This window comes from Streptomyces racemochromogenes, from assembly GCF_044129415.1.
Lineage (GTDB): Bacteria > Actinomycetota > Actinomycetes > Streptomycetales > Streptomycetaceae > Streptomyces > Streptomyces racemochromogenes_A.
In genome coordinates this window covers 1-25,282 of sequence record NZ_JBBDHD010000102.1, presented here as the reverse complement: position 1 = coordinate 25,282, position 25,282 = coordinate 1, and the positions used below count along the sequence as shown (strand labels likewise).

Below are 25,282 nucleotides of genomic sequence, written 5' to 3'. Positions count from 1 at the left end.
CCATCGACGGCGCCTGGGTCCCCGAGCCCACCGCCTCCAAGCTCGTCTCCGACGGCGGCTCCGTCCTCCTCGACGAGACCTCCCTGTGGCCCGACAAGAAGTTCGTGATCACGAACGTCATCGTGTCGCAGAAGTTCCTCAAGGAACACGCCGACGTCGTCGAGGCCGTGCTGCGCGGCACGGTCAAGACCAACGAGTGGATCAACGCCAACCCCGACAAGGCCAAGGCCTCCGCCAACGCCAAGCTCAAGGCCGACAGCGGCAAGGAACTCGACGCCAAGGTCCTCGACCCCGCCTGGCAGTCCATCCTCGTCACCGACGACCCGCTCGCCTCCACCCTCAAGACCGAGTCCGACTGGGCCGTGAAGGCCAAGCTGCTCGACAAGCCCGACCTGGCCGGCATCTACGACCTCTCGCTCCTGAACAAGGTCCTCAAGGCCGCCGGCAAGCCCGAGGTCTCCGACGCCGGACTGGCCGCCAAGTAACCGCCGTTCAACCCCATGTGACGAGCCGTCCGGCGCGGATGCCCGCGTGAGGGGCCGCCCGGGCCATAGTGGATCACGCCCGGGCGGCTTCCGCCCCACACGCACGACACACGGGGAGTTCCCTCATGCACCTCCACCGGAGCCGGTCCACGGCCCTGGCCGCCCTCGTCGGGCTCGCCCTGACCCTCACCGCCTGCGGTGGCTCCGGCTCCGCGGGCGGGGCGCAGGAGCCACCGGCGCCCCGTCGTGGCGCGGCGGCCTCCGACGCCGCTCCCACCGCGACCCCGACCCCGACCCCGACCGCGGCGCCGTCCGGCACCGCGGCCCCGGCGTCCGGGGCGAGCGCCGCGCCGGACGCGAAGGGCACCGAAGACGACGCCTACGCGTACACCCACCCCTGTTCCGCACGCAACCTCACGGTCAAGGTCACCGCGCCGCAGGGCCTCCCGGCGACCGTCCGCGTCATCACGGTGACCAACAACGCCTCCACCGCCTGCGGACTCGACTTCCACCCGGCCGTCGGCTTCAGCGCCAAGGGCTCCACCCTCGGGGTCCAGGCGACGGCCCCCGACGGCCTCGGCGGCGCCCCCGCCCACCCGGTGCGGCCCGGGGCCACCGCCTACGCCGCGGTGGACCTCAACCCGGCCGGGGGCTCCGGGCCCGTCGCCGACGAGATCCACGTCCTGGCCGACCCGAGCCACATGCCGAACGCGGACAGCACCAGCCTCCCGCTCGCCACCCCGGGAACCGTCGCCCGCCCCAAGGTCGGGCTGTACCACTTCAGCGCCCGCGCCTCGTTCGACACCCTCCGCTAGCGGCCCCGGCCGCGGGGGGGCGGAGGGCGCACAGCGGTTCGCCGCGCCGCGCGACGGGGGCCGGTGGCGGTCACCGGCCCCCGTCGGGGCGCAGCTCGATGCGGTCGGGGGCCAGGTCGACCGCCACGCGGTGTTCCATGCCCAGGGCCGCCAGGAACTTCTGCGGGAGCTGGACGCGGCCCGAGCGGTCGAGGACCACGTACTCGCGTTCGCTGACCGATTCCTCGCCGTGCTCGTCGGTGACCAGGCTGCGCAGGACCTCGCTGCTGGTCCGGCCGTCGCGGATCGCCACCGTCCGGCGGACCTCGCCCGCCACCATGGGGTCGTGCGTGACGATGACCACCGTCACGCCGAGCTCCTTGTTCACGGTGCGGAAAGCCTCGAAGACCGCCGCGGCCGTCTCCGAGTCCAGTTCGCCCGTGGGCTCGTCGGCCAGCAGCACCCTCGGGTCGTTGGCCATCGCCACGGCGATGGCCACGCGCTGCTGCTGGCCGCCCGACAGCTGCGCCGGGAGGCGGTCGGCCAGGTCGGCGATCCCGAGGGCGTCCAGCACCTCCGCGGCCCGGGCGGCCTGGCGGGCGCGGGCTCCGCGACGGGCGCCTCCCGACCTCAGTTGCATGGGCAGCGCCACGTTCTGGGCGGCCGTCAGGAACGGCAGCAGGTTGCGGGCCGTTTGCTGGAAGACGAACCCGACCGCCTCGCGCCGGTAGCGCAAGCGGTCCCGCGCCGACAGCTCCAGCAGGTCGTAGCCGGCGACCGCCGCGCTCCCCGCGGTCGGGACGTCCAGACCCGCCAGGATGTTCAGCAGGGTGGACTTGCCGCTGCCCGAGGCCCCGACGAGGGCCACCAGGTCGCCCTGGGCGACCGTCAGCTCCAGCCCCTGGAGGGCCTGCACCTCGACGCCGTCCGTGCTGAAGATCCGCACCAGGCGGTCGCAGGTGATGGCGGCGTCCACCGCGGGGGTGCGGGGCGCCGCGGCCGCCGTCGCCCTGCGGCGGAGTTCCTCGTACGTGGGCTGCTCGGTGTTCAACGCTGGTCTCCCGCTCTCAACTCGGTGGTGATCTGCCGTCGCCCGGACGTCGCCGCCTCGACGAACACGGCCGCGGCGACCAGGGCGGCCAGGCCCAGGGCCGGTGCCAGCACGGGCCCCGCGGTGAGCCGCACCCCGGTCGGCGCATTGGTGCCGACCAGGATGGACAGGTCCATCGCCGGGCCCAGCAGGGCCACCGCGGCGGCCGCCACCAGGGCCCCGCCCAGCGCGGCGGCGACGGTCTGCGGCAGGGACTCGGCGAGGATCAGCGCCACGCCCTGGCGGCGGCGCAGCCCCATGGTGCGCAGCCGGGCCAGCAGCGCCGCCCGTTCGGGGACGGTCCGCAGCAGCGTCAGCAGGACGGCCAGCAGGGCGAAGCCGGCCGCGGCGGCCACGCAGGACCGGAACAGGCGCTCGGCCGAGCGCTGCAGCGGGTCGGAGCCCAGCTCGGCCGCGTACTCGGTGCTGGTGCGCACCGTGTACCGCTCACCGGCCCGCTGCGGCCCGGAGCCCGGGGCCGGTGACGCGGCGGCCGGGGGCGCCGCCGACGGGGCGGGGCCGGCGGCCCGTGCCAGGGCGCGCAGCCGCTGCGCGTCGACGGAGCCGAGGGCGAGCCACAGGTTGGGGCGGACGCCGCCGCGGACCAGGGCCGTCGCGGGGCCCGCCGGCAGGACGACGGTCTCGCCTCCGGGGCCGGTGGGGGCGGGGGTGCAGCCGATCGTGCCGGCGGCCCGTACCCGCAGCTCCCCTCCCGTGCCCGGCCGCAGGGTGTGGGCGCCGGGGCCGGCCTTGCGTGCGAGTCCGGCGGTGAACAGCACCGGCGCCGGGGCGTCGGCGCTGCCGTCCCCTCCCGCCCCGAGGACGGCGGGGTCGAAGGCACCGCAGCCGAGGGAGCGGGACAGGGCCGCGTACGCGGCGGGCTCCGCGACGACCAGGGTGACGCGGGTGCGGCCTTCGGCGGTGCCGAGGACGAGGGAGTCGTCGTCGGTCCACAGCGCCACGGACGTCCGCACGCCCGGGAGTTCGCCGGCGGCCTTCACGAGCCCGTCGGGGAGCGCCCCCGCTCCGACGGGGAAGACCGACGCGTCGCCGCCGATCATCCGGTGCGCTTCCCGCACGCGGGCCGCGTCCACCGAGTCCGTGATCGCCGCGCCGAACCCGCCGGTCGTGACGGCCAGGAGCAGTGCGACGAGCGGCAGGACGGACGGGCCCGTCCGGCCGCGGCCGGGGGCGCCGGCGCGCCTGCCTCCGGGACCCCGCGCGGCCCGCACCAGCCCGAGGAAGCCGACCAGTCCGCGGCTGCGGCCGGCGGCCCGGGCGAGCCCTCCGGTCAGGAGGGGCAGGAGCCGGGCCAGGAGGAGTCCCCCGCACAGCGCGAGCAGCAGCGGAGCCGCGATCAGCAGGGGGTCGGTGTCGCCGTCGGCGGGGCCCACCCCGCGGCGGCGCACCTCCCACACGGCGGCGCCGGTGGCGGCCAGGACCAGGAGCTCGGCCACGGGACGGCGCCACCGCGCGGCCGGGCGCGGCGGGGTGAGCAGGACGGCCGCGCGCACCGGGAGCACGAGCAGCGCGAGCAGGGCCGCCGCCGCGGCGGAGAGCAGTGAGGCCGCGATCCGGGGCGTGGGCAGCAGCAGGACGGCGAGGGCGGTGGCCGCAGCGGCGGAGGGGAGCACCGTGACGGCGCCCTCGCCGAGGAGCCGGGCGACGATGCCGGCGCGTGAGCCGCCGCGGGCGAGCAGCAGCCTCAGTTCGGCCTCGCGGCGGTCCGCGGCGAGCGCGCCGGCCAGGCACAGGACGACCAGGGCGACACCGGCGACTCCGGCGGGTCCGATCGCGGCGAGCGGGGCGGCGGCCCGGCTGCGTGCCCGGGCCTCGGCGAACAGGCCGGGCAGCCGCGAGTTGGTGCGGAGCATGTCCCGGCCGGTCTGCGTGACGAGTTCGGCGGCGACGGGTCCGGTGACGTACGAGGCGATGTCCCGCTCGGTGGCGCCGAGCCGGTCCGCGCGCAGCCGGCCGGTTTCCACCGGGAGCCGCCAGAAGTCCTCGGCAGTGGAGCTCCAGCCGTCCAGGCGGGGGAGGTCGGCGGCGCCGACGAGGGCGTCGGCGCCCCAGTAGATGTTGTCGTCCCGGCGGTACTCGCAGGCGAAGGCGAGGCATCCCAGGTCCACCCAGTAGTCCTCGGTCTCGTCCGGGACCGTGTAGAGGGCGACGACCTCCGCGCGGGGCCCGCCGCCGGGCACGGGCGAGGTCGTCAGGACTGTCCCGAGGCCGGCGCCGATGGTCCGGGCGGCCCGCTGCGAGAGGGCGATCCGCAGCGGGGGCCCGTCGCCGGTGCCGGCGGCGCCGGATGCCGCGCCCGCGGCGGGTGCGTCGTCCGGCCACTGCCCTTCCACCAGCCGCACGTGGGCGCGGGAGTTGCGCACGTACAGCAGGCGCATCACGGGCGGCAGCCCGGACGGGGCGTCGAGTCCCGGGGTCAGCAGCCCGCGTCCCTTGACGGTCCAGGTGCCGTACACCACCGCGTCCGGGTCGACGTGGAAGCTGCCTCCGGTGTGGGCGAGCAGGGTCTCCCGCGTCGCGTCGAGGGGACCGGTGCCCTGCCCCGTCCTGGGGGCCGGGGCGGTCGCCACCAGGCTGGTGTAGCCGGGTCCGCCGCGTTCGAGGAAGGAGCGCAGTGCCCGGTCGGCGCCCCGGTCCTGGGCGCGCGGCAGTGCGGCGGCCAGCAGCACGGCGACGAAGGCCAGTACGGCGGCGAGCAGGCTGCCCAGCCGGGCCGCCCGCAGCCGGGTCCTGACCCACGGCGCGGGCCGCGGAAGGGACCGGCCGGCGGGTGGGGGCGGCGGGGCGGCGTGCTCCGGGGGCGGGGCGGGGGCCGGGGTCGTGGACGGCGGCGGGGTGGTCACATCTCCTCCACGGGGCGCAGCCGGGCGGCGATGTCGCGGCCCCGGGGGCCGCCGAAGGCGGCCGACAGCAGGGGGACGGCCGCGATGGCGGCGGCCGTGAGCAGGGTCTGTCCGAGCGGCATGTCCACCCGTACGGGCGGGAAGGGCCGGTTCGCGTCGCGGGTGAGCACCACGAGGGGCGCCATCAGATGGACGAGGGCGACGCCCAGCCCGGTCCCGACCGCGGCCCCGAGGAGGATCAGGGCTCCCCCCTCTGCGGCGGCGGCCCGGGCCAGCGACCGGCGGGGGGTGCCGAGCGCGAGCAGTACCGAGAACTCCCTGCCGCGAACGCGCCGTTCGGCGGCGGTGGCGGTGGCGAAGCCGATGGCGGCGAGGACGGCGCAGGTGAGGGCGAGGGCGGCCAGCGCGCTCTGCGGGCCGACGCTCAGCGGGTCGTCCAGCAGGCCGGCGGTCATCTCGGCGCCGAGCTGGACGTGCTCGGTCCTCACCCCCGCGCGGAGCGCCTCGGCGACGCGGGCCGGGACGGGGTCGGTGGCCGAGGCGGCGGGCAGCCACCACTCGGTGGGCGGGGCCGGCTGCTGTCCGGCGGTTTCCAGGAGGAAGCGGCCGATGGTGCCCAGGTCGACGGCGAGCGCCGTCCGTCCGGCCACGGGGAGGGCGTCCACGGCGGCGGTGATCCGCAGCGGGACCGTCACCGCGCCGACCGCGATGTGCACGGTGTCGCCGGCGGAGGCGCCGACGGCGTGCAGGTAACGGGTGGTGGCGACGGCCGGGACGGCGGGGGCGACCGGGGCGGCGGGGGCGGGGAACATCAGGGCGTTGACGCCCTTCTCGGTGCCGAACCCGCCCCAGTAGCGCAGCCGCAGCAGCTCGGTGGAGCCGGCCGCGGCCGGGGACAGGACGGGGTTGCCCGAGCGGCGGGGCGCGGTGGGCGGTGCCAGCCGCCAGCCCGCGGCGTCGGCGGAGGCGGCCGGGGCGGCGGCCGGGGCGGCGGTGCCGTCGGCGGTGTCGGAGGCGGCGATCCGGCGCAGGGTCAGTTCGGCGCCGTCGCCGGCGGGGCCGTCGTCCCCGGCGTAGGAGAGCTGGACTGCGGCCAGCGCCAGCGGGGTCGCGGCCGCGCCGATCGGGGCGTCGGTCAGGGAGTCCAGGGGGAACCGGAGGGTGGCGTCGCCGTCGGCGGGGAGGAAGACCCGCTGTGTCGTGTGGGTCACCCCGTACCGGTCGCGCAGCAGCAGGCTCACGGCGGCCCAGCTGGTGCCGGCGGACCGTACGGTCACGTCGAGGTCGACGCGGCGGGGCGAGCCGGGCAGGGTGACGCCGGGGGGCGCGGCGGCCGCCGTCCGGCCGCCGGGGTCCGGGCCGGACGCGGCGAGCGGGGCGAACAGCTCCCGCATGGGGCGGCCGCCGCGCAGGTCCGCGCGCAGGGGTACGTGTGCGCCCGTCTTGACGGCGTCCAGCGCGAGGAGGTCGGCGGTGCCCCCGCCGGGCAGCTGCTGGGGCCGGCGGACGACCGGTATGAGGCGGTCCGCGCCCGGCAGGGCCCCGTAGCGTCCGCCCTGTCCCATCGGGGACATGCTGCTGTCGGAGATCCGCAGTCCGCCGGCGGTCGCGAAGTCCGCCTGGTCGCGCTGGGACGCGGACCAGGCGGAGTGCTGGCCGAGGGCGAGGACCCCGCTGGAGACGGCCAGGACGAGCAGCAGCACGGGCCCGGTGGCCCGGCCGGGCCTGCGGGCGAGCTGCCAGCCGGCCAGGGCCGGGCCGAGGCTTCGGCCGCGGGCCGCGAGGCGTCCCCCGGCCCGCGCGACGAACGGCAGCAGTCGCAGGACCAGCAGCGTGCCCGCGCACAGGGCGAGGACGGGGGCGGCGACGAGGACCGGGTCCACGCCGAGCCCGCCGTCGGCGGGGCCGGTGTCCGGGGTGGCGGCCTCGGTGCCCCCGTAGTGGGACAGCTGCTGGTGGCAGAGGACGGCGAGGGCGACCACGGCCAGGTCCAGTCCGGAGCGGGCGGCGCCCGTCACCAGGGCCTGCCTGCTGCCGGCGCGGCGCAGGACGGCGGCCGAGGCGCCGCGCAGGACGGCGGGGAGGGTCGTGAGCAGGACGCAGGCCAGGGCGCAGCCGGCCGCGACCGGCCAGACCAGCCAGGTGTCGGGGACCTCCAGGTGGACCCGTCCGAGCGGTCCGAAGCGGCCGAGCAGGCGCAGCAGGGGCGGTGCGAGCAGGGGTGCCAGGACGGCGGCCGGGAGGGCGAGCAGCAGGGACTCGGCCGCGCCCAGGGCGCCGAGGCGCCGGCGGGAGGCGCCGCGGGCGGTGAGCAGGATCCGTTCGGGTTCCTGGCGGACCGTCATGAGGTGGGCGACCAGGAGGAGGGCGGCGGCGGAGAGGACGGTGAGCTGAAGGGCGCCGACGAGCAGGGTGGACCGGGCGACCAGCAGTCCGGAGTCCAGCCGGGCCAGCAGTTCGGGCAGTTCGGTGGCCGCCTGGAGGGAGGTGGTCCGCTTGAGGGCGGCTCCGGCGGGGCCGGCCGCGGTCCGGACGGCCCGGGCCTCCGCGCCGGTGATCGTGCGCAGGTCCGGGGTGAGGAGGGTGCCGCGGTAGTCCTGCAGGATGCCGCCCGTGGTGAAGGCCGTGTCGTCCACCATGAGCGGTCCGTAGGTGGTGAAGCTGGCGACCTGGATCTCCCGGCCGCCCAGCGGGTCGAGCCGCCAGTATCCGGAGTCGGGGTCGGTGGCCCGGTAGACGCCGGTGACCAGGACGGTGAGCGGGGGGCCGCCGAAGCGGTCGTCGAGCCGGACGGGAGCGGGCAGCGCGGACTCGGCGAGGCCGAGGCGGGCGAGCGCGGTGCGCGGCACGGCCGCCTGGAGCGGCTGGTCGGGGGCGCCGGCGGGGGCGGTGGCGGCCCGGGGCCAGTCTCCGGCGAGCAGCCGTACGTGGTCCCGGCCGAGCGCGGCGAGGACGGTCAGGTGGGCGTCCTGACCCGGGGCGGCGGCGCCGGGGAGCCCGTAGGAGCGGCTGCGGGCCATGCTCTCGGAGGAGACCGGCAGCCTGCCGAAGACCTCGCCCGCGAAGGCCCGTACCGCCTCGTCGTCCTTGGCGCGCGCGGAGACGGGCTGCCCGCTGGTGACGACGACGGTGGTCCGCGAGCGCTCCGGGCCGGTCAGCGCCCGGCGCAGCCCCTCCTGCGCCACGCCGCGGGTGAAGGCCGTGAGCGCGGTCAGCGCGGTGGCGGTGATCAATACGGTGAGCAGTGCCGCGACCGCGAGGGGCCATCGCCCGCGCAGTCGGCGCACGACGAAGCCGAGCACGTGTTCCGATCCTCCCCCGTCCGGACTCTCGCTACCGGATAGCGGACGATGCTGTCAGATTCGGATCATGAGCGGAAGGGACTTGCGCGACGCATGTGACAGGTGCGCAAATGTGAGCAGAAAACGACAGCGGCCCTCGGCGGGGGAGGCAGGGGGCCGGGAGCGCCGCGCAGACAACTCCACGGGGGATCACATCTCATGACGGCCCATCGACCCACGACGGCGACGGCCACGGCGGCGGGGCAGGAAGGCGACGGGCCGATCGTGGTGGTGGACGACGTCCGCCACAGCTTCGGCAGCGGAGCGCAGGCCGTCCACGCCCTGCGCGGGGTGTCCTTCGAGGTCCGGCGCGGCGAACTCACCGCCCTCCGGGGCCGGTCCGGCTCCGGCAAGACCACCCTGCTCAACCTCGTCGGCGGCCTCGACACCCCGGCGGCGGGACGGATCACCCTCGACGGCACCGACCTCGCGTCCCTCGACGAAGCGGGCCTGCTCGCCCTGCGCCGCGACCGCATCGGCTTCGTCTTCCAGTCCTTCGGCCTGATCCCCGTCCTCTCCGCCGCCGAGAACGTCGGCATACCGATGCGGCTGCGCCGCGTCCCCGCCCGGGAGCGCGAGGAGCGCGCCCGCACCCTGCTGGCCCTGGTCGGCCTCGCGGACCACGCGGAACAGCGCCCCGGCGAACTCTCCGGCGGCCAGCAGCAGCGCGTCGCGGTGGCCCGTGCCCTGGCGAACGACCCCGATCTGATCATCGCGGACGAACCCACGGGCCAGCTCGACCTGGAGACCGGCAGGTCGATCATGGAGCTCCTGCGCGCGGTGGTCCGCGGCAAGGGGGTCACCATCCTGGTCGCCACGCACGACCCGAACCTGATCGAACTCGCCGACCGCGTCGTGGAGCTGCGCGACGGCCGCATCGTCACCCCCGGACCGGACGCCGCGCCCCCCGCCGGCGCCTAGGCCGGGCGCCGCGCCGCGCCCCGCGCCCACGCCGGGCCGGTGGACGGGGCGGGTTCCGGGGGCGGCGGCCCCGCGGAGGCGGGGTCAGGGGCGGGCGTCGGCGCGCGGGCGCTCCAGGACGAAGGTGTCCACCGGCGTCAGCTCTCCGTAGGGGCCGTCGAAGGTGTAGTACGTGACGTGCATCCGGGTGCGTCCGCTGCCGCGGGTGCCCGGGTCGACGTCGAAGGCGGCGAAGCCGTGGGGGTGGACGCGGTCCTGGACGGCGCGCCAGGGGGCGTCCTCGGTGAGGTAGACCGGCTTGCGGTGCCGGCCCTCCGGTTCCTTGCTCACCTCGACCACGACCCGGCCCTTGGGTTCCTCGAACAGGTCGTCCTGGGTGGTGGCGAAGTTGCCGCCGCCGCCGATGATCATGTGCACGGTGCCCTTGCCGGTGTCGGCGACGTCGGTGGCCGTGGAGACCGGGATCGGGGTGCGGGCGTCGTTCGGCAGGGCGCCGCGGACCGGCAGCGAGCGTTCGTAGTAGTGCTCGTGGCCGCAGAGCACCAGGTCCACCCCGTAGGCGTCGAAGAGCGGGCCCCACTCCTGGCGCACCCCGAGGTCGCTGCCGCCGCTGCGGTGGCTGGAGATCATCGGGTGGTGCATGAAGACGACGATCCAGTCGATCCCCCGGTCGGCCCGTGCCGCCTTCAACTCCCGCTCCAGCCAGCGGCGTTGCGCGCCGCCGGAATATCCGCGCAGGTAGAGGTCCCCACTGTCGACGATCGCGACGTCGTCGTTGGCCAGGCTGACGAAACGGACCGCGCCGACGGTGAAGGCGTACCACAGGCCCCGCGTCTCGGGTTCGGCGGCCGTCGCCGCGCCGGGCAGGGAGAAGTAGGTCTGGTAGCCCGTGAGGCCGAGGGGGCCGTTGCCCTTCTCGGTCTCGCCGTTGCCGACGCAGGGCATCCAGGGGCGCAGCCGCGCCGAGCGGCTGTTGCCGATGAACCAGTCGGCCCAGGTCGCCACGCGGTCCTCGCCGATGGCTCCGGCCACGCCCGCGTAACACAGGTCGCCGTTGACCAGGTTGAACAGCGGACCGACCCGTTCCACCGCGGCGACGATGTCGCCGGACGCCTCGGTGCCGCCCTGGGTGCTGGTGTAGAGCGGGAAGGGGCCGAGGGGCGGCGGGGTGTCCTTGGTGGGCCACTTGAGGGTCCGGCGCAGGTTGGGCGTGCCCTGGTCGCCGAAGCTGGTGAAGGTGAACGCGGCCCGGCCGCGCGGCGCGGTGGTGAACGACCCGGTCTCCTGCGCGGCACCGTCGTGCCCGGCCGAGTACAGGTAGGCGGTGTCCGGTCGCAGCCCGGTGATGCGGGCGTGGTGGACGTACACCTCCCGCTGGGAGAGCCCGTCGCGGTAGGTGCGGGTCTCGGCGTCGACCACCCGCCCGGAGCCTCCGTCCGGCGACCCGAGCCGGACCCGCGGGCGCCGGACGGACTGGGGGCTGATCCAGGAGACGGTCATCTCGGTGGCGGGATCGGCACCGAACTGGAGGTGCAGCCCTGCCACGCCGGGCACCCCGATACGGCTGGGCGTGCGCTGCAGCAGCGGCGTCCCGCCGGCCCCGGGTCCCCCGGCGGCCGCGGCACTTCCGCCGCCCCCGACGACGACGGCGGCCGCACCGGCGGTCGGGCCGGTCAGTAAGGTCCTGCGCGGAATCGACATGTCACGCCTTCTCTCGGAGGGAAACCGACCGCGTGAACCCTAGGCGTGATCGACCGCGCCCATTCCGGTGCACGGCACTCTTGAACGAAAATTTCCCCGTCGAAGGCCGTCGGGACGCCTGCCGGGGCGTGTGGTCACCGGAGCGTGACGGTGAAGCTCCGGCCGTAGGCCCGGCGGGTGTCCACGTCCAGTCGGGTACCGGTGCGGACACGGCGTACGCGGACCCGCGGGTCCCCGTCCACCGGCCGCAGCCACCGGCCCGGCAGCAGCACCCCCACCGCGGGGCGCCCGTTGGTCGGATCGGAGACGGCCACCCGTACCGTGCCGGGGGGCGCGCCCGTGGGCCGGTGGCCGACGATCACGGAGCCCGGACCGTCCAGGCGCAGGGCGGCGGTCCCGTGGGCGCCGGGAGCGAAGCAGTTGGCGGCGAGCAGACCGAGACCGGTGTGCGCCACCGCCTGGAGGCGGGCGCTGTTGGCCAGTACCCGGAGGGGCCCGCCCCGCCGGCCGTACCCGCGCATCCGTTCCTCGTCGGCGTTCGGCACCAGGGCCCACCCCGCCCGCAGCGGCGGCGCTCCCGCCGGCCGTTCGAAGGCCGCCGTGAACACCCGCCGGGTGACGGGGGCGTCCGGGTTGGCCAGGCGCAGCGCCCGCGGGCTGCCGGCGGCCAGGTCCACGCGGACCCGCACGGGGGGCGCGTCGAGGAAGAGGTAGCCGACCGCCGTGCCCCGGGTCGGGTCGGCGTACCGCAGCCACCGCAGGTCGCACGGGTCCGCTCCGTCGCCGGGTGCCTCGTAGGGGCGGCCGTCGCGGGTGGCGCCGGTGACGAGGATCCGGTCGTCCGGACGCGCCGTGCGGGCGTCGACCGTCGTCGTCACCGCCCGGCCCGCGCGGTCCCCGACGTCCGCCGCCAGGACGACGATCTCGTCGTCGAAGAGGAACCAGGACTTCGTCGCCGTCGCGTCGCGGTACACCGTGAAGCCGGGCGGCAGCAGGGCCCGGTCCCGGAACGCGGCGTCGTCGCTCTGCACCATTCCCGCCGTGCCGTAGGCGCCGAGGACCGTCCCGCCCGACCAGTCGGCCGTGCCGCGCGGGAAGTACACGTAGGCGTTCTGCGACGCGGAGGAGGCCGTGAACGCCAGGGGGTGCGACGGGTCGTCGTAGTACAGGGCGCCTCCGTACAGCTCGGGCACGGTGCGGCGGCGCTCGACGGGGGCGCTCACGCCGGGCAGGCCGTAGGGGGAGACGGTGGCGTAGTGGCCGAGGTCGTGGCCCGGGCCCTGGTCCTCGCCGGACAGGTACAGGCGGTGGGCCCCGTCGCCCTGGAACCATGGCATGAGGTTCTCGCCGTTCAGGTACTCGTACTTGCTGGTCCGCGTCGAGCTGCGGGCCACGACGAAGGCGTAGCCGGGGCGCCGGTGGACGGTCCGGTCCATGGCGTTGAAGGCGAAGCTGCCGCGCCGGGGCGCCAGGTCCGCGGCCCGCACCGCGGGGTCGTCGAGGAGGTCGGCGTAGCGCGCGAAGGAGAGCGGGGAGACGAAGGCGGCCGGGTCGCCGTCGACCCGGCAGGCGGCGCCCAGGTGCCTGGCGTAGGCCCGCAGCTCCCCCGCCCGGGCTCCGGTGGTGAGGGCGGACAAGCCCAGGACGGCCTCGCACACGGCCCGCGTGTCGGCGTAGCCGTCCTGCGGCCGGGTGAGGGCCCGGCCCTTGACGGTCTCCGTCATCCATCCCTCGAAGACCAGCGGGGCGAAGCCGTCCCGGACCCACCCCGCCACGGCCTCCACCGCTTCCGGCCCGGGCCCCAGACCGGTGCCGTCGAGGAGGGACAGCGCCTCCACGACGCGTGTGAGCAGCGCCGTGCCGTAGGAGCCGGTGGAGGCGACGCAGCCGTGCTGCACGAACGAACCGTCGCGGTGGAAGCCGTCGGTGACCCCGTGCCTCGGGGCGTACGGGTCGAGGGGCGCGAGGACCGTCAGCTGGTCGGCGACGGCCTTGCGGATCCTGGCCGGGTCACGCAGGAGCGCCCCCTGCACCATGCGGTTGGTGGTGATGTCGGCGAGGTTGGCCGCGGTGTGGAACCGCGAGTCCAGGTCCACGTCGCCGTCCGCGCCGTGAACCAGCCGCCGGTCCATCGCCGCCGTGTACGCCGCCGTCAGCCCCGGGTACAGCGCGGCGGCCTCCGGCGCGAGGAGCGCCAGGGTCCGCCCGGCGTGCCGGGGGATGCCGATCTCCCACGGGAACCAGTTGCCGTGGTTCGCCGGGGCCCGGTCGCCGTAGTGCTCCTCGTACAGGCGGACCAGCCCCCGCAGGACCCTCCGCCGCACGGCCGCGTCGCCGGAGGGGCCGGGCGCCGCGCCGCCGGGAACCCCGGTGGCCAGCGCGATCCCGTAGAGCCTGCGGTACGACTCCTCCAGCAGCGCCTCGGAGTCGCCGAGGGGCAGCCCGGCGAAGAGCTCCCGGCCGGTGGCCCGGTCCATGGCGGCGAGGTCGGCCCGCGCCCTCCGGGCCAGCAGGCGGAGCGGCTCCCGGGTCTCGGGCCGGCGGTTGGACGCGGCGGTACCCGCGAGCAGGCCGGCCAGGTTGGCCAGCAGCCGCGCGCAGGGGGCGTCGTCGTCCCCGTGGCCGGGGGCGGAGCGGCCCCGCAGGGCCGGGGGGACGCCGGCGCAGGACAGGGCGTTCAGCAACCGCCTGCGCGTGACGTCCACCGGCCCCGACTCCTCCGCCCGGCCGGGCCGTCCGCCCGGCCGCCTGAGCCAGCCAACCACGCGCGCCGCCCCGCGGGCCGGGTCCGACACGCCTCGGACTCCTCCGTCGCCCCCTCCCCACCTCCGCCCCGGCCGCGTCGCCGTCCGCCGCTCCGACGTGGCCGGTGGTCCGGCTCGGCGACGTGCGGTGGGAGGCGAGGACCGTGCAGCGCCTGCTGAACGCGCACGGACACCCGGTGGCGGTCACCGGGACCGTCGACGCGGCGACCGTCGACGCGGTGCGGCGGTTCCAGCGGGAACGCGGGCTGGACGCGGACGGCCGGGTCGGTCCCAGGACCTGGCCCCGGCTCGTGGTCACCGTACGGCCCGGCGACCGGGGCGAGGCCGTGACCGCGTTGCAGGCCCTGCTCACCAACAGTCCGCGCACGGCATGACCGCCACCGGCATCGCCGAGCCGCAGGTCTGGCTCGCGGTCATCGCCTCCCAACAGCCGCGCCTGCACGGCTGACCTCGGGGCCCGCAGCCGGATCGGCTGGAGGAAGGGGGCGGGCCGGGGTGAGCCCGACCGGCCCGACCGGGCCGCCCCTCTGGCCGCGCCACGGCGGTACGTCCGGCCCGCCCCGGGCGCGGGCGGGCCGGCGTGGTGACGACGGCGCCGGTCACGCCACCCAGGCGGCCCGTACACGCACGGTGCGGGCATCCGGCGCTGCCAGGACGCCGCCGACGCCCTCCGGCCCTGCACCCGGCGCCTCCCGCCGACTCGGCGTCCCCCTGGGGGACATCCCGCACGGAGCGGGGGTCGGGCGCCCCGGCCCCGTGCGGCCTCCGTCAGGGACGTCGCCGCCCGGGCCCGGGGGCGCGGCCCGACCGCCTCGTGGTCCACGTCGACGACGGCCCCCGGGCGGTCACCGCTCTCGCCCCGGGACGGGCGTCGTCGACACCGTGCGCGCGTGGACCCGTCCCTGGCGGGCCGCCCCGGGCGGACACGGCCAACTCCCCCTCCCCGGCCCGTCGTCGCGTCCCTGGGCCTGCCCGTCCACCCCGACCGGGCGGGAACCCCGCTTGCGTGTCCGACTTCCGGGTAGCCGCAGCGCATGGACACCACGACCCACACCACGCCGCTGCGCGCCGTCGCGCTCGTCTGCACGCTCGCGCCGTCGCCGAAGCCGTCCAGTTCGCAGCTGCCGGCGGAGCAGGCCATGGCGGCCCTGGCCGATCACGGCGTCACGGGGAAAGTGATCCGGATCGCCGACCACGACGTCACACCCGGCGTCGGGACCGACATGGGGGACGGTGACGCCTGGCCGGAGATCCGCGGCACGATCACGGGCTGCGACATGCTCGTCCTGTCCACGCCCATCCGGCTCGGCCACCCCTCCAGCCTCGCCCAGCGCGTCCTGGAACGCCTCGACGCCGAACTGGGCGAGAGCGACGACGAGGGCCGCGTGCTCACCTACGGCAAGGCCGCCGCCGTGTGCGTCGTCGGCAACGAGGACGGCGCCCACAAGGTCAGCGCCGACCTCTTCCAGGGCCTCGACGACGTCGGGTTCTCCCTCGCCCCGAACGCCGTCGCCTACTGGGTCGGCGAAGCCATGCAGGGCACCGACTACCAGGACCTCGACAAGACTCCCGAGAAGACCGCGGCCACGACCCGGACCCTGGCCGCGAACACCGCGCACCCGGCGCGCCGGCTCAAGACCGCCGCCTACCCGCCCTCGTCCTGACTCCCCGCTCCCGACCGTGCCGGAAGGAGACCGTCATGCCCTCCCACGACCGGAACCGCCTCACCGATCCGGTATCGCTGCACCCCCGTCCTCCGTTCCCCGAGCAGGACCAGGACCACCCCGGCTCGACCGGGGCCATGGACCCCCGCCCCGACCACGGCGAGGACACCTACCGGGGCCACGGCCTGCTCAAGGACCGCAGGGCGCTGGTCACCGGCGGCGACTCGGGGATCGGCCGGGCCGTCTGCCTGGCCTTCGCGCGCGAGGGCGCCGACGTCGTCCTCACCCACCTTCCCGAGGAAGCCGACGAAGCGGAGGAAACCGTGCGCCTGGTCCGCGAGGCCGGCCGCACGGCCGTGGCCGTCGCCTGCGACATCCGCGACGAGGACGCGTGCACCGCCCTCGTCGACCGGACGGTGGACGAGCTGGGCGGCATCGACCTGCTCGTCAACAACGCCGCCTACCAGATGTCTCAGCCCGACGGGATCGAGGCGATCACCACCGAACAGTTCGACCGGGTGATGAAGACCAACCTGTACGGGATGTTCTGGCTCACCAAGGCCGCGCTGGCCCACATGCCGCGCGGCGGCTCGGTGATCAACACGGCTTCCGTCCAGGGCTACCAGCCCAGTCCGCACCTCCTCGACTACGCCATGACCAAGTCCGCGATCATCTCCTTCACCCACAGCCTGGCCCAGCTGCTGGCCGGGCGCGGCATCCGGGCCAACGCCGTCGCGCCGGGACCGGTCTGGACCCCGCTGATCCCCGCGACGATGCCCGACCCGACGGAGTTCGGCGGGCAGTCACCGCTGGGCCGGCCCGCGCAGCCCGCGGAGATGGCACCCGCCTACGTCTTCCTCGCCTCCGACCGGGCCTCGTACATCACCGGCGAGATCGTCAACGCCACCGGCGGAACCCCCCTGCCGTGACCCCCGACGAAGCCCTGCGCCGGATCGCCTTCCTCCTCGAATGGCGCGGGGCGTCCCCGTACCGGGTGCGGGCCTTCCACACGGCGGCCGACGCCGTCCGCGGCCTGCCGCCGGGCCCGGTGGACGCCGCCGAGGCCGGACGGCTGCGCGGGGTGGGACCGGTCACCGCCGAGGTGATCTCCCAGGCCTCGGCCGGCGCGGTACCGGCCTACCTCGTCCGCCTCCAGGCCGAAGCCGGCCCGGACGCCCTGGCCGGCTGGCGGCTGGCGGCGGCGACCACCGGGGACTGCCACCTGCACTCCGACTGGTCGGACGGCGGCAGCCCGCTCGACGACATGGCCGCCGCGGCCCGCGACCTGGGCCACGAGTGGGCCGTTCTGACCGATCACTCCCCGCGGCTGACGATCGCCCACGGACTCGGCCCGGAGCGGCTCAGAAGCCAGCTGCGGGCCGTGGCGGCCGTCAACTCAAGGCTGGGGCCGGGCTTCCGGCTGCTGACCGGCATCGAATGCGACATCTTGGAGGACGGCTCGCTCGACCAGGAAGAAGACCTGCTGGCCCGGCTGGACATCGTCGTGGCGTCCGTGCACTCCAAGCTCCGCTCGGATCCGGGGCCGATGACCGCCCGCCTGCTGGCCGCGGTCCGCAACCCGCGCGTCGACGTCCTGGGACACTGCACGGGACGCATCATCACCGGCCGGGGCCGCCCGCAGTCGCGCTTCGACGCCGAGGCCGTGTTCGCCGCCTGCGCGGAGTCCGGCACCGCCGTGGAGATCAACTGCCGGCCCGAGCGGCGCGATCCGCCGGACGACCTGCTCGCGCAGGCCGCCGACGCGGGCTGCCGCTTCGCCGTGGACACCGACGCCCATGCCCCCGAACAGCTGCACTGGCAGAGCACGGGCTACGCCCGCGCGGCCCGGACCGGTCTGGGGACGGACCGGCTGATCACCACCTGGTCGCTCGGACGGCTGCTGGACAGCCGAACCGGACGGTGACGTACCCGCCGCACCTGCTCGGCTGCCCGGGCGGCACCGGGCCTCCTGGTCGCCGACGGGCTCGTGCCGCCTCCGCGTGCTGTGGGCGGGCTGTCGGCGGGGACGGCACTTTGTCGGTGTGGTGTGGGCGGCCTCCGGGAGCGTGGGCACCGGGCGCGGCTGCCGGGTACGGAAGGCGCGCCCGTCCGCCCTTGCCGGCCGCACCGATTCCGGGAGCCCTTCATGCCCTCCACACCCGCCGCACCCTCCGGACCCCCGCCCGGGCGGTGGAACGTCCACCGGCTGCCTCGCGCCGAAGGGAAGACCTTCCTGGTCACCGGCGGCAACGCGGGCATCGGGTACTTCGTCGCCGAGCAGCTCGCCGGCACCGGGGCCACGGTCGTCCTCGGCTGCCGCGACGCGGCGAAGGCCGGGGCGGCGATCGCCGCCATCGGCTCGCGCGTCCCCGGCGCCGCGGTGCGGTACGTGCCCCTCGACCTGGCGGATCCCTCCTCGCTCAAGGCATCCGTCGAGGCGCTCGGGCTGGACCGCCTGGACGCGGTCGTGCACAACGCCGGCGTCGCGCTCGACCACCCGCCGCGCCGCGAAACCCGCGACGGCCACGAGCTGATGTTCGCGACCAACCACCTGGGGCACTTCGCGCTGACCCACCACCTGGCCCCGCTGCTCGCGGCGGCCCCGGGGAGCCGCGTCGTCACCACCGGCAGCTTCGCCGCCAAGTCCGAACGGCTGGACCTCGACGATCTCCAGAGCAGGCACGACTACCGGCCCAAACGCGCCTACGCCCGCTCCAAGCTGGCCCAGATGCTCTTCGCCCTCGAACTCGACCGCCGCCTGCGGGCCGTCGGCAGTACGACGCGGAGCGTGCTGGTCCACCCCGGCGGCGCGCTCGACTCGCTCACGCCTTCGCGCCCGCCGGTCCACGTCCGCACCCCCGGCGCGCGCCTGGGGCACCTTCCGCTCCGCCTGGTGGTCCAGGGCAAGGACGCCGCCGCCTGGCCCGCCGTCCGGGGCGTACTCGATCCGGACGTGCGCGGCGGCCGGATGCTGGCTCCCAGGGCCTTCGGGCTGCGCGGCGTCCCGAGGACCGAGCCCCTCTGGAGCCACCTGGCCGACACCGCGACCGCGGCACGCCTCTGGTCGGCCAGCCGCGACCTCACCGGCACGGACCCGGGGCCCGGCCGCTTCGCGGCAGCCCCCTGATCCGGGCGCCCGTCCGTGCGCACGCGCCCGTACCCCTGCGACCCACGATGGGCGCCACCCCGTCGGCCCGTCGGTTCGCCGCACTCGCCGCGCTCCCCCATCGGGGCGGCGCCCTTCCCGGCCTCGCCGACACCCGGCACTCCGAGGACGGCCGAAACCCCGTGCCGTCCAAACGGCGTCAGGCGTCCTGCCATCGGCGGTAGGCGGCGACGGCGGTGGGGAGGGTCGGGTAGATCCGGTCCGGGCCCACCGCCGCCGTGAGCCCGTACGCGTCGAGGGGGGTGCGGAGGTCGTGCTTGACGCGGGCCAGGGCGAAGACGATGTTCCGCTCGACGAGCTCGGTACGCAGGGCCTCCACGGCGTCCAGGGCGGTGATGTCGACCTCGACGTTGGCCTCCGTGTTCAGGACGAACCAGTGGACGGGCCCGGGCTGGGCGTCGACGGCGGCCAGGGCGCGGCGGCGGAAGTCCTCGGCGTTGGCGAAGAACAGCGGGGAGTCGTAGCGGTAGACGAGGAGGCCGGGAATGGTGTGGGCGGTCGGGTAGTCGTCGATGTCGTGCATGCCGGCCAGGCCGGGAACCATGCCTTCGACGGCGTCGTGGGGTCGGGCGACCCTGGCGAGCAGTTCGATGACGGACAGGGCCACCGCGACCAGGACGCCGTGCAGGATGCCGAGCGCCAGAACGCCGAGGGTGCAGCCCAGGGCCAGGAGGAGTTCGCGGCGGCGGAAGGCCGCGAGGCGGCGGAACTGGCCCACTTCCACCAGACGGACGGCGGCGTACACGACGATCGCGCCGAGGGCGGCGGCTGGGGTGTGGGTCAGCAGCGGGCCGAGGAAGAGCAGGACGGCCGCCACGCAGACGGCGCCGGCGAGCGAGTACGACTGGGTGCGGGCTCCGGCGGCTTCGGCGAGGGCGGTGCGGCTGGCACTGCTGCTGACCGGGAAGCCGTGCAGGCAGCCGGCCCCCAGGTTGGCCGCGCCGAGGGCCAGGAGTTCGCGGTTGGCGTCCAACGGGTGCGGGTCGTCGCGGCGCGTGAAGGCGCGGGCCGTCAGGACGACGTCGGTGTAGCCGACCAGGAGGACACCGAGGGCGGGCAGGACCAGCCCGGTGAGGTCGGCCGGCCGGGGCAGGGCGAAGCCCGGAAGGCCCGTCGGCACGGCGCCGATGACGTCGACGCCCCGGTCGTCGAGTGCGAGGACCGCCACCGCGGCCGTGGCGAGGCCGAGGACGACGAGCGGCCCGGGGAGGGGCCGCCAGAGCCTGGGAAGGGTGAACAGGAGGACCAGGCAGGCCAGGCCCAGCAAGGCCGTGGGCCAGTGGACGCCGCCGAGATGGCGGAGGAAGGTGAGGATTTCGGGGAAGAACCCCGATCCGCCGCCCTGCGTCCCGGTGAGGCGGGGCAGCTGGTCCACGATCATGATGAAGGCGACGCCGGCCAGGTAGCCGACGAGCACGGGCCGCGACAGGAGGTCGGCGAGGAAGCCGAGGCGGACGGCCCACGCCAGGACGCACAGGAGTCCGACGACGAGCGCCAGAGCCGCGGAGAGGGCCGCGTACCGGACGGGGTCGCCGGCCGCGAGCGGGCCGACGGCCACGGCGGTCATGAGGGCCGTGGTCGATTCCGGGCCGACGGACAGCAGGCGGGAGGAACCGGTGAGCGCGTAGAGGAGCATCGCCGGGAGCGCGGCCCACAGGCCGGTGACCGGGGGCAGGCCGGCCACGCCGGCGTACGCCATGACCTGGGGGACGAGATACGCGGCGACGGTGACCCCGGCCAGGAGGTCGCCGCGCAGCCAGGTCCTTCGGTACCCGCGGAAGGCGGGCGGCACCATGGCGGCCCGTCCGTACGTGGGCATGGCACCTCCGGGGGCTCACAGGGGGCGGGCGGCGCGTCGTGTGCCGCATCATCGTGGCGCGAGCGGGCGCCGGAGGCGTGGACCCGCGGCCTCGGCACCCCTACGGGCCGCCCGGTCCCAGCCGGTAGCCGGTCACGAGGTCGGGTCTGATCCGGATGGCGCCGGAGGCGGTGCCCGCGACCCAGGGGCGCAGGAGGCGGGCGTAGCGGGCGATCTCGTCGGGCTCGGTCACGGCGGTGGCGTAGCCGGTGGCGGTGACGCTCCAGCCCAGGTGGCCGTCGGGGTCGATGGAGTCGGCTTCGTAGGCGACGACCACCCCCGTGCCGGGGTGGACGCCGAGGAGCGCGGCCAGGGTCGAGTCGTCCTGCACGCGGATGACGATCTCTCCGCCGTCCACGACATGGTTGACCGGGCGCACTGCGGGCAGGGCGTCGCGCGTGAAGACGACCCGGCCCACGTCCACCGTGTCGAGGAGTGCCAGCGCCTCGGCCGCCTGCATCCCCTCCGCTCGGCGTACGGGTCCGGCGGCGGGCGGTCCGGCGGTCCGGCCGGCTGAACGGCTCTTCATCATGGACACCTTCGGTCGGGCGGGACGATGAGCGTCGTGCTACGAGGGGGAGGGGCGGCCGTGTCGTGCGGCCGTCCGCTGCCAGGATCCCCGGCACGGCGGCACCGGGGCATGGGCCGGTCGGGCCCGGGAGGGGACCACAGGGCCCCTCCCGGGAGGGCACCGGCCCGCGAAGACTGGAGGCGGACCCGAACCTGGAGGCCGTCCATGAGCACTCTTTCCCGCACCCGCGTCGCCACCGCGCTGCCCGCCGCGTACCGCTCGCGCCTGATGGAGCTGGCCCGGGAGGTCAACTTCGCCGAAGGGACCCGCATCTTCCGTGAAGGCGGCCACGCCGACCGGTTCTGGATCGTGCGGTCGGGCACCGTCACCCTCGACGTCCACGTGCCCGGCCGGCGCGCGGCCGTCATCGAGCACCTCGGCGCCGGCGAGCTCGTCGGCTGTTCGTGGCTCTTCATGCCGCACACCTGGCGCCTGAGCGCCGAGGCCATGACTCCCGTACGCGCGTACGAGTTCGAGGCCGAGCCGGTGCGGGTGCTGATGGACGCCGACCCGGGCTTCGGCTCGGCCGTCGGGCACTGGGTCGGGCAGGTCCTCGCCCACCGGCTCCAGGCCGCCCGGGTCCGTCTGCTCGACCTGTACGCGCCGTACGGCAGCGGCAGCTACCTCTGACCACCGCAGACCCGAGGAGCCCGTCATGTCCGCGTCCCGCTACACCGTCAGTGACGTCATGACGCACACCGCCATCGCGATCGGCCGCGAGGCGTCGTACAAGGAGATCGTCGAGCTGATGCACCAGTGGAAGGTCAGCGCGGTGCCCGTACTGGAGGGCGAGGGCCGGGTGGTGGGTGTCGTGTCGGAGGCGGACCTCCTGCCGAAGGAGGAGTTCCGGCGTACCGAGCCCGTGCTGCCCGACCAGTTGGAGGAGGCGTCCAAGGCCGGCGGGGTGCTCGCGGAGGAGCTCATGTCGAGTCCGGCCGTCACCGTCCACGCGGATGCGCCGGTCGCGGAGGCCGCCCGGATCATGGCCCGCAGGCACGTCAAGCGGCTTCCCGTCGTGGACGGGGTGGGCATGCTGGAGGGCGTGGTCAGCCGCAGCGACCTCCTGAAGGTGTTCCTGCGCCCCGACGAAGAGCTCGAAGAGGAGATCCGCCTGTCGGTCCTCACCGAGCTGACGCCCGGCACGGCGTTGGACTGCGTCGTCCAGGACGGTGTCGTCACCGTCCGGGGACCGGTACGGGACCGCGCCCTGGTCCCCCTGCTCGCGCGGGCGATCCGCGCGGTCGAGGGGGTCGTGGACGTCCGGATGGAGCTGGACAGCACCGTCGGCGCCCCCGCCTAGGCGAGGGGCAGCGTGAGGCGGAACTCGGTGTGCCCCGGGCGGCTGGTGACGGTGGCGGTTCCGCCGTGTGCCGTGGCGACGGCGTGGACGATCGCGAGGCCGAGGCCGGTGCTTCCGGTCGCGCGGGAGCGGGAGTGGTCGGCCCGCACGAAGCGGCCGAAGACCTCGGGCCGGAGCTCGTCGGGGATGCCGGGACCGTCGTCGGTCACCGTCACGGTCACGCGTTGCGGTCCGGTCGCGAGCGCGACGGTCACCTCGGTGCCGGGTGGGGTGTGCGTGCGCGCGTTGGCCAGGAGGTTGCCGACCGCTTGCTGCAGGCCGCGGGCGTCGCCGGTGACGACGACCGGTTCCTCGGGGAGTTCGAGGCGCCAGTGGTGGCCCGGGCCGGCGGCCCGGGCGTCGGCCGTCGCGTCGAGGATCAGCAGGGTGAGGTCCACCGGCGCGCGTTCGAGCGGCCGCCCGGCGTCCAGCCGGGCGAGCAGGAGGAGGTCGTTGACGAGCGAGGTCATGCGCTGGGACTCCGCCTCGATGCGTTCCAGGGCGTGCCGGACATCGCCGGATACGGGGCCGCGGTGGCGCAGGGCGAGTTCGGCGTGGCCGCGGATGTTCGCGACCGGGGTCCGCAGTTCGTGGCTGGCGTCGGCGGCGAAGTGGCGCAGGCGCTCCTCGCTGGCGTGGCGGCGGCCGAGGGCGTCCTCGACGTGGCCGAGCATGAGGTTGAGGGCGCCGGCGACCTGGCCGACCTCGGTGCGGGGGTCGGCGTCGGGCAGCGGGCCCGGCATGGCGACCTCGCCGCTCGCGAGGGGCAGCTCCGCCACCTCCGCGGCCCGGGCCGTGACCCGTCGCAGCGGTCTCAGGGAGATGCGCACCCAGGCGGCGGCCGCGATGCCGGTGAGTGCCAGGGCCGTGCCGAACAGGACGGCCTCGACCGCCTCGACGCGGTGGACGGTCTCTTCCAGCGGGTGCAGGGGCAGTCCGGTCACCAGGACGTCGCCGTCGTCGCCCCGCACGGCGGTCACCCGGTAGCGGCCGGGGCCGGAGAGGCGCAGGGAGTGTCCGTGGCCGTCGGCGGGGACGCGGGCGAGGGCGCGCCGGTCGTCGGGGGTGAGGGTCAGGGAGCGGTCGGCCGCGTCGTCGACGACGGCCGCCTGGGTGACGGCGCCGTTCAGCAGGCGCGCCCCGAAGGTCCCGTCGGCCTGGCCGCGCGTGTCGGGGCGGTTGTCGGCGTCGGGTTCGGCCTCGTGCTCCAGGCTGGCGGCGAACCGGCCCCCGGACGCGGTGAGCTGCTCGTCCAGCCGTCCGGTCAGGAAGCCCCGCAGCGCCACGGCGGTGGTGACGCCCACGGCCAGGCAGGCCAGGGCGAGCAGGGTGACCAGCCCGGCGGTGAGCTGGCCGCGCAGGGTGCGGGGCGCGAGGCGTCTCACGGGGTGCCGTTCGGCTTCAGCACGTACCCGACCCCGCGGACCGTGTGGATCATCGGGGCCCGCCCGGCGTCGATCTTCTTGCGCAGGTAGCTGATGTAGAGCTCGACGACGTGGGCGCGCCCGCCGAAGTCGTAGGCCCACACCCGGTCCAGGATCTGGGCCTTGGACAGCACCCGGCGCGGGTTGCGCATCAGGAAGCGCAGCAGCTCGAACTCGGTCCGGGACAGACCGATCACGACCCCGCCCCGGGTGACCTCCCGTGCTTCCTCGTCCATGGCGAGGTCGCCGACGGTCAGCCGGTGCGCCCCGTCGGATTCGGCGACCGTCCCCGTCCTGCGCAGCAGGCCGCGCAGCCGGGCCAGGACCTCCTCCAGGCTGTACGGCTTGGTGACGTAGTCGTCTCCGCCCGCGGTGATCCCGGCGATCCGGTCCTCGACGGCGTCCCGCGCGGTCAGGAAGAGCACGCCCACGCGGGGCGCGTCCCGCCGCAGGGCCCGGAGCACCTGCAGACCGTCGGTGTCGGGCAGCATCCGGTCCAGGACCACGGCGTCCGGCCGGAAGTCGAGGCCGGCCGCGATCGCGGCGGCGCCGTCGGCCGCCGTGCGCACCTCCCAGCCCTCGGCGGTCAGCGCGGAGGCGAGGACGTCGGTCACGTCCGGCTCGTCGTCGACGACGAGGATCCGGACCGGTTGGCCGTCCGGGCGGCGCGGGGGTGGGGGCGTACGGGACTCTTCCATGGCCCCTCCAGCATCCCCCGGCCGACGGGCCTGCCGGGCACGCGCCGCCTTTGAGTTTCCTCTGAGTCGCCGGCGCGGGCGGTGCGCGGGCCGTTTTCAGAGGGTACGCAGAGGTTGGGCTGTGAGGCTGCCTGGCGAACCCCCGCCCGCCCCACCGCATCCTCCGAAGGAGCACCATGGGACTCGACCTGGTCAACGGTCTGCCCGCGCACATCCTCCTGGTGCACGTCGTCGTGGTCCTGGCCCCGCTGGCCGCCCTCGCCCTGATCGTGTGCACCTGCTTCCCCCGCGTCGCGGACCGGTTCGGCCCGGCGCTGCCGGTCCTCGCGCTGACGGTGCTGGTCAGCGTGCCGCTGACGACGGAGGCGGGCGAGTGGCTGGAGCACCACGTCGAGCGGGGTCCGCTGGTCCGCCGCCACGCGGAGCTCGGCGACGGGCTGCTGCCGTGGGCCCTGGCGCTCTTCGTCCTGGCCACGGCCGTGTGGTGGGTGCGGCGCCCCGCCGCCGCCCCCCCACCCCCCCCGGCGGCGGCCGGGGGGGGCCCCGTCTCTTATTAAAAAAATACCCAGCCGACCACAATAGTCTTTTGTATATAACGGTG

Annotated in this window: 20 protein-coding genes; 11 read left to right on the top strand and 9 right to left on the bottom strand. The window is 75.9% G+C overall.

Annotated features, from left to right (window positions below):
* Together WDV06_RS28375 and WDV06_RS28370 are read left to right on the top strand one after the other, a co-directional pair.
* A partial coding sequence (locus tag WDV06_RS28375) for an ABC transporter substrate-binding protein (RefSeq protein WP_395512645.1) occupies nt 1-485 on the top strand: 485 nt, incomplete at its 5' end.
* Nucleotides 486-610: 125 nt separating this feature from the next.
* Nucleotides 611-1,300 carry a DUF4232 domain-containing protein gene (locus WDV06_RS28370; RefSeq protein WP_395512644.1) on the top strand — a complete coding sequence of 230 codons (690 nt, stop codon included), beginning with the start codon at nt 611-613 and terminating at the stop codon, nt 1,298-1,300.
* Nucleotides 1,301-1,370: 70 nt separating this feature from the next.
* Here WDV06_RS28370 and WDV06_RS28365 read toward each other — a convergent pair whose 3' ends face one another.
* Genes WDV06_RS28365 through WDV06_RS28355 form a run of 3 tightly spaced genes read right to left on the bottom strand, consistent with a single transcriptional unit; the run spans nt 1,371 to nt 8,535 of the window.
* Nucleotides 1,371-2,330, bottom strand: a complete 960-nt coding sequence (locus WDV06_RS28365) for an ABC transporter ATP-binding protein (protein ID WP_395512643.1) — start codon at nt 2,328-2,330, stop codon at nt 1,371-1,373.
* Complete coding sequence (locus WDV06_RS28360) at nt 2,327-5,233, bottom strand: hypothetical protein (protein ID WP_395512642.1); 2,907 nt, start codon at nt 5,231-5,233, stop codon at nt 2,327-2,329. Before WDV06_RS28360 ends, WDV06_RS28365 begins: the two co-directional genes overlap by 4 nt.
* Nucleotides 5,230-8,535: an FtsX-like permease family protein gene (locus tag WDV06_RS28355; RefSeq protein WP_395512641.1), complete on the bottom strand. Its 3,306-nt coding sequence runs from the start codon at nt 8,533-8,535 to the stop codon at nt 5,230-5,232. The genes WDV06_RS28360 and WDV06_RS28355 overlap by 4 nt, the downstream gene beginning before the upstream one ends.
* 198 nt (nt 8,536-8,733) lie before the next feature.
* Here WDV06_RS28355 and WDV06_RS28350 point away from each other — a divergent pair, with 198 nt between their 5' ends.
* Nucleotides 8,734-9,495, top strand: a complete 762-nt coding sequence (locus WDV06_RS28350) for an ABC transporter ATP-binding protein (protein WP_395512640.1) — start codon at nt 8,734-8,736, stop codon at nt 9,493-9,495.
* A gap of 84 nt (nt 9,496-9,579) precedes the next feature.
* On the opposite strand, the gene WDV06_RS28345 is transcribed toward WDV06_RS28350, so the two are convergent.
* On the bottom strand, nt 9,580-11,196 hold the full coding sequence (locus WDV06_RS28345) for a purple acid phosphatase family protein (protein ID WP_395512639.1): 1,617 nt from the start codon (nt 11,194-11,196) through the stop codon (nt 9,580-9,582).
* Between the two features lie 134 nt (nt 11,197-11,330).
* Nucleotides 11,331-13,901 carry a polysaccharide lyase family 8 super-sandwich domain-containing protein gene (locus tag WDV06_RS28340; RefSeq protein WP_395512638.1) on the bottom strand — a complete coding sequence of 857 codons (2,571 nt, stop codon included), beginning with the start codon at nt 13,899-13,901 and terminating at the stop codon, nt 11,331-11,333.
* Between the two features lie 203 nt (nt 13,902-14,104).
* Here WDV06_RS28340 and WDV06_RS28335 point away from each other — a divergent pair, with 203 nt between their 5' ends.
* The 5 genes from WDV06_RS28335 to WDV06_RS28315 all read left to right on the top strand — a co-directional run bounded on the left by WDV06_RS28335 (nt 14,105) and on the right by WDV06_RS28315 (nt 18,752).
* Nucleotides 14,105-14,335, top strand: a complete 231-nt coding sequence (locus tag WDV06_RS28335; protein WP_395512637.1) for a peptidoglycan-binding domain-containing protein — start codon at nt 14,105-14,107, stop codon at nt 14,333-14,335.
* A 660-nt stretch (nt 14,336-14,995) separates the two neighbouring features.
* Entirely contained in the window at nt 14,996-15,625 is a 630-nt protein-coding gene (locus WDV06_RS28330; protein WP_395512636.1) for a flavodoxin family protein, read from the top strand.
* 35 nt (nt 15,626-15,660) lie between these two features.
* A complete protein-coding gene (locus WDV06_RS28325; RefSeq protein WP_395512635.1) occupies nt 15,661-16,554 on the top strand; it encodes an SDR family oxidoreductase in 894 nt (297 codons plus the stop codon).
* Nucleotides 16,551-17,549: a PHP domain-containing protein gene (locus WDV06_RS28320; protein ID WP_395512634.1), complete on the top strand. Its 999-nt coding sequence runs from the start codon at nt 16,551-16,553 to the stop codon at nt 17,547-17,549. The genes WDV06_RS28325 and WDV06_RS28320 overlap by 4 nt, the downstream gene beginning before the upstream one ends.
* A gap of 222 nt (nt 17,550-17,771) precedes the next feature.
* Complete coding sequence (locus tag WDV06_RS28315; RefSeq protein ID WP_395512633.1) at nt 17,772-18,752, top strand: SDR family NAD(P)-dependent oxidoreductase; 981 nt, start codon at nt 17,772-17,774, stop codon at nt 18,750-18,752.
* A gap of 178 nt (nt 18,753-18,930) precedes the next feature.
* Here WDV06_RS28315 and WDV06_RS28310 read toward each other — a convergent pair whose 3' ends face one another.
* Both WDV06_RS28310 and WDV06_RS28305 read right to left on the bottom strand, forming a co-directional pair.
* The gene (locus WDV06_RS28310) at nt 18,931-20,610 is read right to left on the bottom strand and encodes a SulP family inorganic anion transporter (protein WP_395512632.1); all 1,680 of its coding nucleotides are present in this window, start codon (nt 20,608-20,610) and stop codon (nt 18,931-18,933) included.
* A 100-nt stretch (nt 20,611-20,710) separates the two neighbouring features.
* Nucleotides 20,711-21,178, bottom strand: coding sequence for a pyridoxamine 5'-phosphate oxidase family protein (locus tag WDV06_RS28305; RefSeq protein WP_395512631.1), 468 nt, complete (start codon nt 21,176-21,178; stop codon nt 20,711-20,713).
* 207 nt (nt 21,179-21,385) lie between these two features.
* Here WDV06_RS28305 and WDV06_RS28300 point away from each other — a divergent pair, with 207 nt between their 5' ends.
* Both WDV06_RS28300 and WDV06_RS28295 read left to right on the top strand, forming a co-directional pair.
* A complete protein-coding gene (locus WDV06_RS28300) occupies nt 21,386-21,850 on the top strand; it encodes a Crp/Fnr family transcriptional regulator (RefSeq protein WP_395512630.1) in 465 nt (154 codons plus the stop codon).
* A gap of 25 nt (nt 21,851-21,875) precedes the next feature.
* The gene (locus WDV06_RS28295; protein WP_395512629.1) at nt 21,876-22,520 is read left to right on the top strand and encodes a CBS domain-containing protein; all 645 of its coding nucleotides are present in this window, start codon (nt 21,876-21,878) and stop codon (nt 22,518-22,520) included.
* On the opposite strand, the gene WDV06_RS28290 is transcribed toward WDV06_RS28295, so the two are convergent.
* Together WDV06_RS28290 and WDV06_RS28285 are read right to left on the bottom strand one after the other, a co-directional pair.
* The gene (locus tag WDV06_RS28290) at nt 22,517-23,944 is read right to left on the bottom strand and encodes a HAMP domain-containing sensor histidine kinase (RefSeq protein ID WP_395512628.1); all 1,428 of its coding nucleotides are present in this window, start codon (nt 23,942-23,944) and stop codon (nt 22,517-22,519) included. The two genes, WDV06_RS28295 and WDV06_RS28290, sit on opposite strands and share 4 nt — an antisense overlap.
* Nucleotides 23,941-24,681 (bottom strand): response regulator transcription factor, encoded by a 741-nt coding sequence (locus WDV06_RS28285; protein WP_395512627.1) that lies wholly within the window; start codon nt 24,679-24,681, stop codon nt 23,941-23,943. Before WDV06_RS28285 ends, WDV06_RS28290 begins: the two co-directional genes overlap by 4 nt.
* A 176-nt stretch (nt 24,682-24,857) precedes the next feature.
* On the opposite strand from WDV06_RS28285, the gene WDV06_RS28280 reads away from it, so the two are divergent.
* Nucleotides 24,858-25,238, top strand: coding sequence for a hypothetical protein (locus WDV06_RS28280; protein ID WP_395512626.1), 381 nt, complete (start codon nt 24,858-24,860; stop codon nt 25,236-25,238).
* Nucleotides 25,239-25,282: the final 44 nt, after the last annotated feature.

Excerpts from the sequence above, each read along its gene's own strand:
- WDV06_RS28370 (WP_395512644.1), top strand. The coding sequence starts at position 611 with ATGCACCTCCACCGGAGCCGGTCCACGGCCCTGGCCGCCCTCGTCGGG.
- WDV06_RS28350 (WP_395512640.1), top strand. The coding sequence starts at position 8,734 with ATGACGGCCCATCGACCCACGACGGCGACGGCCACGGCGGCGGGGCAG.
- WDV06_RS28345 (WP_395512639.1), bottom strand. The coding sequence starts at position 11,196 with ATGTCGATTCCGCGCAGGACCTTACTGACCGGCCCGACCGCCGGTGCG.
- WDV06_RS28330 (WP_395512636.1), top strand. The coding sequence starts at position 14,996 with ATGGACACCACGACCCACACCACGCCGCTGCGCGCCGTCGCGCTCGTC.
- WDV06_RS28325 (WP_395512635.1), top strand. The coding sequence starts at position 15,661 with ATGCCCTCCCACGACCGGAACCGCCTCACCGATCCGGTATCGCTGCAC.
- WDV06_RS28315 (WP_395512633.1), top strand. The coding sequence starts at position 17,772 with ATGCCCTCCACACCCGCCGCACCCTCCGGACCCCCGCCCGGGCGGTGG.
- WDV06_RS28310 (WP_395512632.1), bottom strand. The coding sequence starts at position 20,610 with ATGCCCACGTACGGACGGGCCGCCATGGTGCCGCCCGCCTTCCGCGGG.
- WDV06_RS28305 (WP_395512631.1), bottom strand. The coding sequence starts at position 21,178 with ATGAAGAGCCGTTCAGCCGGCCGGACCGCCGGACCGCCCGCCGCCGGA.
- WDV06_RS28300 (WP_395512630.1), top strand. The coding sequence starts at position 21,386 with ATGAGCACTCTTTCCCGCACCCGCGTCGCCACCGCGCTGCCCGCCGCG.
- WDV06_RS28295 (WP_395512629.1), top strand. The coding sequence starts at position 21,876 with ATGTCCGCGTCCCGCTACACCGTCAGTGACGTCATGACGCACACCGCC.
- WDV06_RS28285 (WP_395512627.1), bottom strand. The coding sequence starts at position 24,681 with ATGGAAGAGTCCCGTACGCCCCCACCCCCGCGCCGCCCGGACGGCCAA.
- WDV06_RS28280 (WP_395512626.1), top strand. The coding sequence starts at position 24,858 with ATGGGACTCGACCTGGTCAACGGTCTGCCCGCGCACATCCTCCTGGTG.